Source organism: Thermus brockianus (assembly GCF_021462505.1).
GTDB lineage: Bacteria > Deinococcota > Deinococci > Deinococcales > Thermaceae > Thermus > Thermus hydrothermalis.
The window spans coordinates 205,024-217,665 of the sequence record NZ_JAKEDV010000002.1; the positions used below are offsets into that span (position 1 = coordinate 205,024).

13 protein-coding genes and 1 pseudogene are annotated in these 12,642 nt (G+C 68.0%); 7 read left to right on the forward strand and 7 right to left on the reverse strand.

Annotated features, from left to right (window positions below; translation table 11 throughout):
• Positions 1-58: 58 nt before the first annotated feature.
• Positions 59-394: pseudogene (locus LXN00_RS03235) on the forward strand (heat shock protein transcriptional repressor HspR); the annotation flags it as partial.
• Positions 391-1,710 carry a dipeptidase gene (locus tag LXN00_RS03240; RefSeq protein ID WP_234504676.1) on the forward strand — a complete coding sequence of 440 codons (1,320 nt, stop codon included), beginning with the start codon at positions 391-393 and terminating at the stop codon, positions 1,708-1,710. The pseudogene LXN00_RS03235 and the gene LXN00_RS03240, both read left to right, overlap by 4 nt.
• On the opposite strand, the gene LXN00_RS03245 is transcribed toward LXN00_RS03240, so the two are convergent.
• Positions 1,704-2,420, reverse strand: a complete 717-nt coding sequence (locus tag LXN00_RS03245) for a 2-phosphosulfolactate phosphatase (protein WP_234504677.1) — start codon at positions 2,418-2,420, stop codon at positions 1,704-1,706. The genes LXN00_RS03240 and LXN00_RS03245 overlap by 7 nt on opposite strands.
• Positions 2,421-2,432: 12 nt before the next feature.
• Positions 2,433-3,083 carry a Crp/Fnr family transcriptional regulator gene (locus tag LXN00_RS03250; protein WP_234504680.1) on the reverse strand — a complete coding sequence of 217 codons (651 nt, stop codon included), beginning with the start codon at positions 3,081-3,083 and terminating at the stop codon, positions 2,433-2,435.
• Positions 3,084-3,131: 48 nt separating this feature from the next.
• On the opposite strand from LXN00_RS03250, the gene LXN00_RS03255 reads away from it, so the two are divergent.
• Genes LXN00_RS03255 through LXN00_RS03270 form a run of 4 tightly spaced genes read left to right on the forward strand, consistent with a single transcriptional unit; the run spans position 3,132 to position 6,220 of the window.
• Positions 3,132-3,761 (forward strand): ABC transporter ATP-binding protein, encoded by a 630-nt coding sequence (locus LXN00_RS03255; protein ID WP_234504682.1) that lies wholly within the window; start codon positions 3,132-3,134, stop codon positions 3,759-3,761.
• Between the two features lie 14 nt (positions 3,762-3,775).
• Positions 3,776-4,483, forward strand: a complete 708-nt coding sequence (locus LXN00_RS03260) for a purine-nucleoside phosphorylase (protein WP_234504684.1) — start codon at positions 3,776-3,778, stop codon at positions 4,481-4,483.
• Position 4,484: 1 nt separating this feature from the next.
• Positions 4,485-5,300 carry an enoyl-CoA hydratase/isomerase family protein gene (locus LXN00_RS03265; RefSeq protein WP_234504686.1) on the forward strand — a complete coding sequence of 272 codons (816 nt, stop codon included), beginning with the start codon at positions 4,485-4,487 and terminating at the stop codon, positions 5,298-5,300.
• A 44-nt stretch (positions 5,301-5,344) separates the two neighbouring features.
• Complete coding sequence (locus LXN00_RS03270; protein WP_234504688.1) at positions 5,345-6,220, forward strand: phosphohydrolase; 876 nt, start codon at positions 5,345-5,347, stop codon at positions 6,218-6,220.
• 22 nt (positions 6,221-6,242) lie between these two features.
• Here the strand turns inward: LXN00_RS03270 and LXN00_RS03275 are convergent, their stop codons facing one another.
• The 5 genes from LXN00_RS03275 to LXN00_RS03295 form a co-directional block, all read right to left on the reverse strand.
• Positions 6,243-6,680 carry a DUF2267 domain-containing protein gene (locus tag LXN00_RS03275; protein ID WP_234504690.1) on the reverse strand — a complete coding sequence of 146 codons (438 nt, stop codon included), beginning with the start codon at positions 6,678-6,680 and terminating at the stop codon, positions 6,243-6,245.
• Between the two features lie 79 nt (positions 6,681-6,759).
• Positions 6,760-6,966 (reverse strand): dodecin, encoded by a 207-nt coding sequence (locus tag LXN00_RS03280; RefSeq protein WP_234504693.1) that lies wholly within the window; start codon positions 6,964-6,966, stop codon positions 6,760-6,762.
• A gap of 9 nt (positions 6,967-6,975) precedes the next feature.
• Positions 6,976-8,622: a long-chain-fatty-acid--CoA ligase gene (locus tag LXN00_RS03285; RefSeq protein ID WP_234504695.1), complete on the reverse strand. Its 1,647-nt coding sequence runs from the start codon at positions 8,620-8,622 to the stop codon at positions 6,976-6,978.
• A 58-nt stretch (positions 8,623-8,680) separates the two neighbouring features.
• Entirely contained in the window at positions 8,681-9,634 is a 954-nt protein-coding gene (locus LXN00_RS03290; protein WP_234504698.1) for an MBL fold metallo-hydrolase, read from the reverse strand.
• Positions 9,631-10,521: a phosphoglucomutase gene (locus tag LXN00_RS03295; RefSeq protein WP_234504701.1), complete on the reverse strand. Its 891-nt coding sequence runs from the start codon at positions 10,519-10,521 to the stop codon at positions 9,631-9,633. Before LXN00_RS03295 ends, LXN00_RS03290 begins: the two co-directional genes overlap by 4 nt.
• Before the next feature lie 34 nt (positions 10,522-10,555).
• On the opposite strand from LXN00_RS03295, the gene LXN00_RS03300 reads away from it, so the two are divergent.
• A complete protein-coding gene (locus LXN00_RS03300) occupies positions 10,556-12,637 on the forward strand; it encodes an ATP-dependent helicase (protein ID WP_234504704.1) in 2,082 nt (693 codons plus the stop codon).
• Positions 12,638-12,642: the final 5 nt, after the last annotated feature.

A 12,642-nucleotide genomic window follows, 5' to 3' on the forward strand; every position in this document is an offset into this window, starting at 1 on the left:
GAGAAGGGTTAGTAGGGTTTAGCGGGAGGAGCTAAAGACCATGGACAGGGTCACGGACAAGGACCGCCCGGTCTATGTGATTTCGGTGGCGGCGGAGCTGGTGGAGATGCACCCGCAGACGCTAAGGCTTTACGAGCGGAAGGGGCTCATCAAGCCGAAGCGGTCTGGTGGGAAGACGCGGCTTTACTCGGAGCGGGACATTGAGAAGTTAAGGGAGATCCGCCGCCTGACGCAGGAGTTGGGGGTGAACCTGGCGGGGGTGGAGGAGATCATGCGGCTCAGGGCTGAGCTCGAGGCCCTGCAGGCCCGCTTTGAGGCCGAGGTGGCAAGGCTTAAGCTTCTCCTCCTGGAAGAGGGCAAGGCCTTGGCGGAAGAGGGTAGCATGGGGGCGTGAAGACGCTAGCGCCCCTTTTGGAGTTCCTTTCCATCCCCTCCGTATCCACCGACCCCGCCCACAAGGAGGACGTGCGCCGGGCGGCCCTTTGGCTTAAGGACCGCCTCGAGGCCTTAGGCTTCCGCGCCGAGCTTTCGGAAACGCCCCTCCACCCCATCCTCTACGCCGAGCGCCTCCTGGACGAAAAGGCCCCCACGGTCTTGGTCTACGGCCACTACGACGTCCAGCCCCCCGATCCCCTGGAGCTTTGGGAAACCCCGCCCTTTTCCCCGGTGGTGCGGGAGGGGCGGATCTACGCCCGGGGTGCCTCCGACGACAAGGGGCAGCTTTGGGCCCACGTGGCCGCCCTGGAGGGCTTGGCGGCGCGGGTGAACGTCAAGTTCTTGGTGGAGGGAGAAGAGGAGATCGGAAGCCCCCACCTCCTCCCCTTCGTGCGGGAAAACCGGGAGAGGCTCCGGGCGGACGTGGTCCTCGTCTCCGACGGGGCCATGTTCGCCCCCGAAACCCCTACCCTCACCTACGGCCTAAGGGGGCTTTGCTACCTGGAGGTGCGCCTTCAAGGGGCCAGGCGGGACCTGCACTCCGGGGCCTTCGGGGGGGTGGCCCCGAACCCCATCCAGGCCCTGGGCTGGCTCCTCGCCCGGCTTAAGGACGAGAAGACGGGGAAGGTCCTCATTCCCGGCTTCTACGATAGGGTGCGGCCCGTTGCCGAGGAGGAGAAAAGGCTTTGGCCCCCTTTGGACGAGGAGGCCCTGAAGCGGGAGCTTGGGGTGGACCACCTGCCGGGAGAAGAGGGCTACGCCCCCTTGGAGCGGCTTTGGGCGAGGCCCACCCTGGACCCGAACGGGGTGTATGGGGGCTACCAGGGGGAGGGCTCCAAGACCGTGATTCCCGCCGAGGCGGGCCTGAAGCTTTCCATGCGCCTGGTGCCGGACCAGGACCCCGAGGAGGTGGCCGAGCTCACCGAGGCCTACCTGAGGGAGATCCTTCCCCCTGGCTACCGCCTTTCCCTGAAACGCCTCCACGGGGGTAAGCCCGTCCTCACCGACCCCCATAGCCCCCCCATGCGCCTCATGGCCAGGGCCCTGGAGGAGGTCTGGGGCAAGCCCCCGGTCTACGCCCGGGAAGGGGGGACCATCCCCGTGGTGGCGGAACTCCAAGAGGCCCTTAAGGCCCCCATCGTCCTCTTGGGCCTAGGGCTCAACGACGATAACCTGCACGCCCCCAACGAGAAGTTTGACCTCCTCAACCTGGAAAAGGGCATCGCCGCCATAAGGCGCTTTCACGAGCTCTTGGCGGAGGAGGGCCTTCAGTAGGCCCGCTTGAAGATGAGGGCGTCCCCCACCCGCCCAGAGAGGATGGGCACGGCGGCGCTCTTGGCCACCTGGGCGGCGAAGGGGACGTCCCCCTCCAGGCCCACCCCCTTGAGGGCCTGGGCGGCGGCGGAGAGGCTTAGGGCCTCCAAGGGGTCCTGGTAGGCCCGCTTGACGGCCAGGGCGATGCGGGCCCCGTCCTCGGGCTCCACCTCGCCCAGAAGGCCCAGGTACTCCGCCAAGACCCCGGCGGTGTAGAGGTCGTCCAGCCCGGCCCGCCCCTCCTTGCCGGCGCAGAGGATGGCCACCTCCTCCGTGGCGAGCTCCCGCGCAAGCCGGGCGGCGGCGTGGGCGTTGTAGAGGGAGGCCAGGAGGACGTGCTTGCCGGTCTTGGCGGCGGCGTGGGCCGCCTTGGTGCCGTTGGTGGTGCTCATCACCACCACCTTGCCCCCCACGGGGGCCTCGAGGGCCTCCCGGGGGGAGTTCCCCAGGTCAAACCCCGGGGGCTTTAGCCCCCCCACCTCCCCCGCCAGGACCACGTCCTCGTCCTTGAAGGCCCGGGCGGCCTCGAGGCTATCCACCAGGTACAAGGCCTCCGCCCCCGCCTCCAGGAGGCAGGCGGCGGTGGTGGTGGCCCGGATCACGTCCACCACCAGGACCACATCGGGGTACACCGCCCCTTCGCTCGGAAGCACGTCCACCCTTAGGCGCAAGGCGCACCTCCCTTAGACCAGGCCGAAGGCCACCTCTTCCAGAAGCCGAAAGTCCCGCACCTCCACCTCCCCCGGGGCCAAGGCGAGGACGCCCTTTTCCTTTAGGTCGTGCAGGACCCGGGTCACCGTTTCCCGGCTCGCCCCCGCCAGGGCCGCCAGGTCCTGGTGGCGCAGGCGGAACCGGGGGCCATGCCCCTGGCGGTGGAGCTTGAGGAGGGCGTAGGCCACCCGGCTTTGCGCCTCCTCAAAGGCCAGGAGGTCCATCTCCACGTTGAGCTCCCTCAGGCGCCGGGCCAGGATGCGGGCGAGGTTGTGGGCCAGGAGGGGCAGGCGGCGGATGAGGGCCAGGTAGCTTTCCCGGTAGAGGGCGAGGAGGTGGGCGTCCTCCTCGGCCTCGGCGCTGGCGCTCCTTTCCCCTTGGTCCAGGAGGCTCATCTCCCCGAAGACCTCCCCGGGGCCCAGGAAGCCCAGGGTCTTCTCCTGCCCGCCCAGGTGGGTGCGGTAGAGCCGCACCCGCCCCGCCTCCACCAGGTAAAGGGCCTGGCCCAGGTCCCCCTGCTGGAAGATGGCCTTCCCCTTGGGGAAGAAGAGGGGCTGGAAGTAGGAAAGGGCGAGCTCCACCTCCTCCGGGGCCAGGTCCTGGAACAAGGGGCTTCCCCGCATCGGTCCTACTCTAACCGAGGCTTCATCTTTTGCCTAGAGGATGAGAGGGTGCGCCCGGTCCTCGAGGCCCAAGACCTCGGCTTCGCCTACGCCAACGGCCCCCTCTTCCGGGGGCTTTCCTTGCGGCTAGGGCCTGGGGAGGCCCTCGCCGTGCTGGGGCCTTCGGGAAGCGGCAAGACCACCCTCCTCCACCTCCTTGCGGGGCTTCTTCCTTTGCAGGAGGGGGAGGTGTTCTGGGAAGGGACGCCCATCCGGGGACTAAAGGAAGAGGTCCTGGCCCGGCGCAGGCTCTGCTTTTTGGGCCTCGTCTTCCAGCACCACTTCCTCTTCCCCGAACTCACCGCCTTGGAGAACGTCCTGGCCCCCGGGTACTTGGCGGGACGGGTGGACCGGGCCTGGGGCCTTTTCCTCTTGGAGCGCCTAGGGCTTGGGGCGCGGGCCCACTTCCTGCCGCAGCGGCTTTCCGGGGGCGAACGGCAACGGGTGGCGGTGGCCCGGGCCCTTTACCTCAGGCCCAGGCTCCTCCTGGCGGACGAGCCCACGGCGAGCCTGGACCGCCACCAGGCCCGGGAGGTCCTGGCCCTCATGCGCGCCTTGGCGGGGGAGGTGGGGGCGGCCCTGGTCCTCGCCACCCACGACGAGACCTTGGTGGAAGGGCTTCCGGCCCTCAGGCTGTAGTATCCTTAGGCGGTATGAGTCCCATCCACGTGCGGGGCAAACCCGGGGATGTGGCGGAACGGGTGCTCCTTCCCGGGGACCCGGGCCGGGCGGAGTGGATCGCCAAGACGTTTTTGGAAGATCCGGTGACCTACAACACCCACCGGGGGCTTCTGGGCTACACCGGGCGCTACCGTGGGGTGCCCGTTTCCGTGCAGACCACGGGGATGGGGGCTCCCTCCGCCAGCATCGTGGCGGAGGAGCTCATCCAGCTTGGGGCCCGGGTCCTCCTCCGGGTGGGTACCTGCGGGGCGGTGGACGGGGCCCTGGCCCCTGGGGACCTGGTCATCGCCCAGGGGGCGGTGCCCTTGGACGGGGCCACCCGCCAGTACCTTGGGGGACTTCCCTACGCCCCCGTTCCCGACCCTTCCCTCTTCCGCGCCCTTTGGGCGAAGGCGGCGGAGCGGGGCTACCCCCACCACGTGGGCCTGGTGGCCACCGAGGACGCCTTTTACGCCACCACCCCCGAGGCGGCCCGCGCATGGAGCCGTTTTGGGGTCCTGGCCTTTGAGATGGAGGCGAGCGCCCTCTTCCTCCTGGGCCGGATGCGGGGGGTGAAGGCGGGGGCCATCCTTGCGGTTTCCAACCGGATCGGCGACCCCGAACTCGCCCCGCCCGAGGTGCTCCAGGAGGGGATAAGGCGTATGGTGGAGGTGGCCTTATTGGCCCTGCTGGAGGTGTAGCATGGAGCACGAACACGAGCACGAGTTCATCCTGGAAATCCCCGAGTTCCAGCACCTCTCCTACGAGGTGGAGGGGAACATCGCCCTGGTGACCCTAAGGCGGCCCGAGGCCCTCAACGCCCTATCCCGGGAGGTCCTGGAGGAGCTCGCCCAGGTGGCGGAGGTCATCCACCAGGATCCCGAGGCCCGGGTGGCCATCTTCACGGGGGAGGGGAGGGCGTTTGCCGCTGGGGCGGACCTCAAGGAGATCGCCGCCCTTAAAGACCCCTTCATGGCCCGGGAGTACGCCCTTTTGGGCCAGCAGGTCTTCGCCGAGATCGCCGCCTTGCCCATCCCCACCATCGCCGCCATCCACGGGTACGCCTTGGGCGGCGGGCTGGAGCTCGCCCTGGCCTGCGACCTGCGGGTGGCGGCCAAGGGGGCCAAGCTGGGCCTTCCCGAGGTGGGCTTGGGGCTCATCCCCGGCTTTGGCGGCACCCAGCGCCTGCCCCGGCTCATCGGCCGGGGGCGGGCCTTGGACCTCATCTTCACCGGGCGGCACGTGGAGGCGGAGGAGGCGCTCCTTTTGGGCTTGGTGAACCGGGTGGGGGAGGACGCCCTGGAAGAGGCCAAGAAGCTCGCCCAGAAGATCCTGAAAAACGCCCCCATCGCCCTGGCCCTGGCCAAGGAGAGCGTGGTGCGGGGCGAGGGGCTGGACCTGGCGGAGGCCTTGGAGATTGAGGCGGACCTCTTCGGCTACGCCGCCGCCACGGAGGACATGAAGGAGGGGGTGCGGGCTTTCCTGGAAAAGCGGGCGCCGGAGTTCAAAGGGGAGTGAGCCCCTTTCCTTTTGCAGGGCCCGGTGTAAGGTGAGGGGTGCGCATGACGGGAGAACGCGTGGTCCACGTAGCTAGCCCCAAGGCCAAGCTCTACGCCGAGGCCGACCAGGCCATCCGGGAGCGCCTCAGGCCTTTCCCCAAGGCGCTTAGGGCGTACGAGCTCTTGATCCAAGATCCCGAGGCCCGGGCTGGCTGGAACATGGCCAACTACATCACCATGCGCAAGCTGGGCTACAACGACCACGGCCGGGTCCATGCCCTCCTCACCGGGGCGGCCAGCGTGGCCATCCTGGGCCTCTTGGCGGAGGCGGGGGTGCGCCTGGACACCCTCGAGTCCGGGGCGGGGGAGCTGGAGGACGCTTATGTGGTGGTCCTCCTCTCCACCATGCTCCACGACCTGGGCAACCAGGTGCACCGGGACCACCACGAGGCCTTCGGGGTTTCCTTGGCCCTGCCCATCCTGAACCGCATCCTGGAAAAGATCTACCCAGACCCCGAGCAACGCACCGCCTTAAGGGCCCTGATGCTCCATAGCATCTACAGCCACGACCTCTCCCCCGAGCCCCTCACCATAGAGGCGGGCATCACCGCCGTGGCGGACGGCACGGACATCACCAAGGGCCGGGGGCGGAAGGCCTTCGCCCTGGGGAGCATTGACATCCACTCCATCAGCGCCCTGGCGGTGGACGAGGTGCGCATCCTTAAGGGCGAGAAGGTCCCGGTGGAGATCCAGGTGACCATGAACAACTCCGCGGGCATCTTCCAGGTGGAGGAAACCCTCACCAAGAAGGTCTTGCGGAGCCCCTTGCGCCCCTACGTAACCGTGGTGGCCATGACCGAGCCCAATGGGGCCCAGGACCAGCGGATCGTCCACCGGGTGCGCCTGCACGAAACCGAGGACCGCTTCGTCCTGGACTAACCCCCCCGCCTGGGGGGCTTCCCTAGCCCTCGGGCCAGAGCCCCCTTAGCTCCTTGGGAAGGAGCTGGCGGACGTCTGCTATCTCCCCTTCGGCCACCCTCTGCCCCAAGACCTTGAACACCGCCTTCACCGCCCTTTCGGGGTCCACCGCCGGGCCGGATGGGGTCTTGAGCTCCCGGGCCACGTGGGCCAGGAACGCCTCCTTGTGCCGCTCCTTTAGGGGCTTGCCCGTGGGGTCCCAGCCCTCGTAGTAGATGCCCCGGATGAGCATGGGGAGCTGCGCCCCGAGCTGGGCTACCTCCTCCACGGGCAAGCGGTCCCGGAGGGCGTGGAGGACGGCCCGGAGGGCCATGTAGGCCCGGTGGCGGTCCTCCGTGCCCAGCTCCTCCATGATGGCCTTGAGCCAGGTGTGGGTCTTGTGGAGGGTGGTGTCAAAGACCTCCAGACCGGTGGCGCTCATACCCCTTCACCCCCTTGCCCTTAGCATATCTCTTGAGCGAGGATTTGTAAAGGGGTGTGAGCTTTGGGCGCAGAAGCGATTACTCCTCCAAGCGGAACCCCACTTCCAGCACCACCTGGTACTCCTTCACCCCCTCCGGGCCGATGGTCCCCCGGATTTCCTTGACCTCAAACCAGTCCAGGTGCCGGAGGGTCTTCTGCGCCCGCTCTAGGGCGGTTTGGATGGCCCCCTCGAGGCTCTCCTGGCTCGTCCCCACCAGCTCCACCTTCTTGTAAACCTTGCCCATGGGGCTATCCTACCGCCTTGGCCCGAGCGCTTTGGTGAGCTCCCGCTTCAGGATCTTCCCCACGCTGGACTTGGGGAGGCTTTCCCGGAAGACAATGATGCGGGGCACCTTGTAAGCGGCCAGGTGTTGGCGGCAGAAGGCCTCAATGTCCTTTTCCGTCACCTTGCCCCGGTACTCGGGCTTGAGGACGAGGAAGGCGGCCACGGTTTCCCCGCGGTAGGGGTCGGGGACGCCCACCACGGCGGCCTCCTGGACGGCCTCGTGGGTGTAGAGGACCTCTTCCACCTCGCGGGGGTAGATGTTGTAGCCGCCGGCGATGATCATGTCCTTTTTGCGGTCCACGATGTAGAAGTAGCCGTCCTCGTCCATGCGGGCCATGTCGCCGGTGTAGAGCCAGCCGTCCTTGAGGGCCTTTTGGGTTTCCTCGGGGCGGTTCCAGTAGCCTTTCATGACGTTGGGGCCCTTGACGATGAGCTCCCCCACCTCGCCCAAGGGCACTTCCTTCCCCTCCTCGTCCACCACCTTGGCCTCCACCCCGGGGAAGGGAAGGCCCACGCTCCCGAGCTTTCTTGGGCCGTGGAGGGGGTTGCAGTGGGTGACGGGGCTCGCCTCGGTCAGCCCGTACCCCTCCACCAGCTTGGCCCCGGTGAGGGCCTCAAACCGCTCCGCCACCTCGAGGGGCAGGGGGGCGGAGCCGGAGATGCAGGCCCGGACGCTCCTTAGGTTGCGCTTCTCAATCCCGGGGAAGTTGTTGAAGGCCACGTACAGGGTGGGCACCCCGGGGAAGAGGGTGACCCCGTGCTTCTCAATGGCCTCCACGATGGGCCCGATCTCGGGGCGGGGAAGGAGGACCAGTTTGGCCGCCCCCAGGAGGGCCAGGTTCATGGCCACGGTCATGCCGTAGACGTGGAAGAAGGGGATGGCTCCCAGAACCACCTCTCCCCCCTCCCGGAAGTCGGGGATCCATGACCGCACCTGCAGGGCGTTGGAGGAGAGGTTGCGGTGGGTGAGCATGGCCCCCTTGGCCACCCCGGTGGTGCCCCCGGTGTACTGCAAAAGGGCCAGGTCGTCCAGGCTCAGGGGCACGGGGCTAGGGGTGCCGGGCTTGAGGAAGCGCCGCCAGGGGATGCCCTCGAGGGTCTTGGGCCACTGCCCCTTGCGCTTGAGCATGAGGGGGTAGAGGAGGTTCTTGGGGAAGGGAAGGTAGTCCTGGATGCCCGTGCGCACCAGGATGCGCACGGGGACTTCCTCCTTCACCTCTTGGTAGCGGGGAAGGAGCTGGTCCAGGATGACCAGGGCCTTGGCCCCCGAGTCCCGAAGCTGGTGGCTTAGCTCCCTAGGCGTGTACATGGGGTTGGTGTTCACCGCCACCCCCCCCGCCAAGAGGGTGCCGAAGAAGGCCACCACGAACTGGGGGGAGTTGGGGAGCATGATGGCTACCCGGTCCCCTGGCTCAAGCCCCGCCTCTTGGAGCCCTTTGGCGAAGGCCTCCACCTGGCGAAAGAGGGCGGCGTAGGTAAGACTTCGCCCCAGGAACTCCAAGGCCACCTTCTTGGGGTAGCGGCGGGCGTTTTCCCGCAGGGCCTCGGTCAGAAGCCGGGGCGTGGGGGCCTCTTTGGGGACCCCGGGATCGTAGTGTGCGTACCAAGGATGCATGGCACCTCCTTGAACCGGGTCAAAGTTTACCGCCCGGCCCTCGCCGGGGCAAGGGGCGTTAGGCCCGGAAGTAGCGGTACGGGGGGCCTTCCCGCCCCACCGCTCCCTCCTTTCGCAGGTACTCCAGGTGGGCGAGGGTTTCGGCGAAGGCGAAGCGGCGCCCGGCGGCGTCCAGGTCCTGGGGGAAGAGGAGGAGGGAGAGCTCCCAGGCGGTTTTGGGGCTTTCCAGGTGCGTGAGGAGGGCTTGGAGGCGCTCCTCGTGGTGGGCGAGAAGCGCTTGTGCCCGCTTTCCGATGTCCCGGATGGGGCCAAAGTGCCCGGCGTAGGCCACCTGGGCGGGGAGCCCGGCCAGGCGCTTCAGGGAGCTTAGGAAGTCCTCGAGGGGGTTTTCCCGGGTGTAGGCCCAAAGGCCCACGTTGGGGGAGACGTGGTCCAAAAGGGCGTCCCCCGCCAGGAGGACCCCTTCCTCCTCCAGGTAAAAGGCCACGTGCCCATCGGCGTGGCCGGGGGTCCAGAGGACCCGAAGCCGCCTCCCCGCCACCTCCAGGACCGCCCCGTCCTCGAGGGCCAGGGGCGCCTTGGGCGGGTGGACCCGTTCGCGGGTCTTGGCCATGGTTTCCCGGATGCCCAAAAGGGCCTCCTCGGGGGTGCCGTGGTCCAGGAAAAGCCGCCAGGAGGCCTCCTCAAAGGCCTCGGGGGTGAGCCAGAAGCGGTGGCCCCGGCCTAGCTCCTCCGCGTGCAGAAAGACCCTCGCCCCTAGGCCCTCAAAGAAGCCCGCAAGCCCATAGTGGTCCGGGTGGTGGTGGGTGAGGAGGACGGTTTTCACGTCCTGGAAACAAAGCCCAAGCTCCGCCAGGTAAAGCTCCAGGCTCCCTTGAGCGGTGCGGGTGGCCAGGGCGGTGTCCACCAGGGCCACCTCTCCCTTTCCCTTCAGGAGGTAGAGGTTCACCGTCTTCAGGGGGTACGGGATGGGGACGGGGAGCAAATAGACCCCGGGCAGGATTTCCCTCATAGGAGGACCCCCAGGAGGAGGAGGGCGGCGAGGAAGGGGTCTTGCTCCTTCAGGTGCCAGGGGAAGCGGAAGCCCCCTTCCCCGTCCCCTTCCACCCCTTGGCCGCCCAGGGCTTCCTTCAGGTGGCCCAAAAGGGCCTCGTCCCCCAAGGGCTCCCCCCCGGGGAGGTAGACCCTAAGCCGGCAGGCGTCCCCGTCCAGGGCCAGGCCCAGGGTGGGGGGCTCTTGGGCCTTGAGGAGGACCTGAAGGGTCTTTAGGTTCTCCGGCTTTGGGTCCGGGTCCACCCCGTAGAAGAGGGGGTGGGGGAGGGGGTGGATTTCCCGGAGTTCGGCCTCGAGGCCCAAACGCTTCCACACCCCGGGCAGGACCCCGCCCCCCGCTCCCCCCATGGCGTCCAGATAGACCACGCCCTTCTTCTTGGGCACCTCTCCGGCGCTTTGCGCCAGGTGCTCCAGGTAGGCCCGCTTCACGTCCAAGGGGACGAAGCTTCCCCGGGTGGCCGGGGGGTCCAGGAAGGGCACCGCTTCCCCGGGAAGGGGCCTCCCGGGGAAAAGGCGGAGCTTGACCCCTTGGAAGCGGGCGGACCTCCGCCCCGCCGTGAGGTAAAGCCCCGCCGCCTCCTGCCTCTCCAGGGCGAAGCCAAAGAGGGGAAGGGGGGAAGGCCCGGAGAGGAGGAAGGCCTCGAGGCCCATTGCCGCAAGCACCCCCGCCGCCTCCTCCGCCATCTCCCGGGCCAGGAAGCGGGCATCGTAGCCCACCACCACCCGCCCCATGCCCTCTTCCTTCAGGCGCTCGCCAAACCCCGCCGCCAGGCGCCCTAAGGCGGCGAAGGTGAAATCCTTGGCCAGCTCGCCGAGGAAGCCTTCTTGGGTGGGACGAAGCTCCATGTTCCCAAGTCTACCCCGTGGTAGACTCCACCCCGTGGACGAGGCCCTCCTCTCCTCCCTTAACGAGGCCCAGCGCCAGGCGGTCCTCCACTTCCAAGGCCCCGCCTTGGTGGTGGCGGGGGCGGGTAGCGGCAAGACCCGCACCGTGGTCCACCGGGTGGCCTACCTCATCGCCCACCGGGGGGTCTTCCCCACGGAGATCCTGGCGGTGACCTTCACCAACAAGGCGGCGGAGGAAATGCGGGAGCGGCTTAAGGGCATGGTGAAGGGGGCGGGGGAGGTCTGGGTTTCCACCTTCCACGCCGCCGCTTTGCGCATCCTCCGCGTCTACGGGGAGCGGGTGGGCCTAAAACCCGGCTTCGTGGTCTACGACGAGGACGACCAGACGGCCCTCCTCAAGGAGGTCCTGAAGGAGCTTGGCCTCTCCGCCAAGCCGGGGCCCATCAAGGCCCTCTTGGACCGGGCCAAGAACCGAGGGGAGGCCCCGGAGGCCCTCCTTTCCGAGCTTCCCGAGTACTACGCCGGGCTTTCCCGGGGGAAGCTAAAAGACGTCCTTCTCCGCTACCAGGAGGCCCTTAAGGCCCAAGGGGCCTTGGACTTTGGGGACATCCTCCTTTACGCCCAGAGGCTTTTGGAGGAGGACCAAGAGGTGCTCAAGCGGGTGCGGAAGAGGGCCCTTTTTATCCACGTGGACGAGTACCAGGACACGAACCCGGTGCAGTACCGCTTCACCAAGCTCCTGGCCGGGGAGGAGGCCAACCTCATGGCGGTGGGGGACCCGGACCAGGGCATCTACTCCTTCCGGGCGGCGGACATCAAGAATATCCTCCAGTTCACGGAGGACTTCCCGGGGGCCAAGGTGTACCGCCTGGAGGAGAACTACCGCTCCACGGAGGCCATCCTGCGCTTCGCCAACGCCGTCATCGTCAAGAACGCCCTGCGCCTGGAGAAGACCCTAAGGCCGGTGAAGCGGGGCGGGGAGCCCGTGCGGCTTTTCCGCGCCCAGGACGCCCGGGAGGAGGCCCGCTTCGTGGCCGAGGAGATCCTGCGCCTGGGACCCCCGTTTGACCGCATCGCCGTCCTCTACCGCACCAACGCCCAAAGCCGCCTCCTGGAGCAGGCCCTGGCGAGCCGGGGGGTGGGGGCGCGGGTGGTGGGGGGGGTGGGCTTCTTTGAGCGGGCGGAGGTGAAGGACCTCCTGGCCTACGCCCGCCTGGCCCTCAACCCCTTGGACAGCGTGAGCCTGAAGCGCATCCTGAACACCCCGCCCCGGGGCATCGGCCCCGCCACGGTGGAAAAGGTGGCCCGCCTGGCCCAGGAAAAGGGGCTTCCCCTCTTTGAGGCCCTGAGGGCGGCGGAAGGGGTCTTGGCCCGCCCCGAGCCCGTGCGCCACTTCGTGGCCCTCATGGAGGAGCTCATGGACCTGGCCTTTGGCCCGGCGGAGGCCTTTTTCCGCCACCTCCTCCTCGCCACCGACTACCCCGCCTACCTCAAGGAGGCCTACCCCGAGGACCACGAGGACCGCCTGGAGAACGTGGAGGAGCTTCTTAGGGCGGCCAAGGAGGCGGATAGCCTCATGGAATTCCTGGACAAGGTGGCCCTGACGGCCCGGGCGGAGGAGCCGGGGGAGGCGGAGGGGAAGGTCTCCCTCATGACGCTCCACAACGCCAAGGGCCTGGAGTTCCCCGTGGTCTTCCTGGTGGGGGTGGAGGAGGGGCTTCTGCCCCACCGGAACTCCTTGAACACCTTGGAGGGCTTGGAGGAGGAGCGCCGCCTCTTCTACGTGGGGGTTACCCGGGCCCAGGAAAGGCTTTACCTCTCCTACGCCGAGGAGCGGGAGGTCTATGGCCGCACGGAGGCCTCAAGGCCAAGCCGCTTCCTGGAGGAGGTGGAGGAAAGCCTTTACCAGGTGTACGACCCCTACCGGAACCCCAAGCCCGTCCCGCCCCCCCACCGGCCCAAGCCCGGGGCCTACAAGGGCGGGGAAAAGGTGGTCCACCCCCGGTTTGGGCCCGGGGTGGTGGTGGCGGCCATGGGGGACGAGGTGACGGTGCACTTTGAGGGGGTGGGGCTCAAGCGCCTTTCCCTCAAGTACGCCGACCTGCGCCCCGCCTAGGAGGT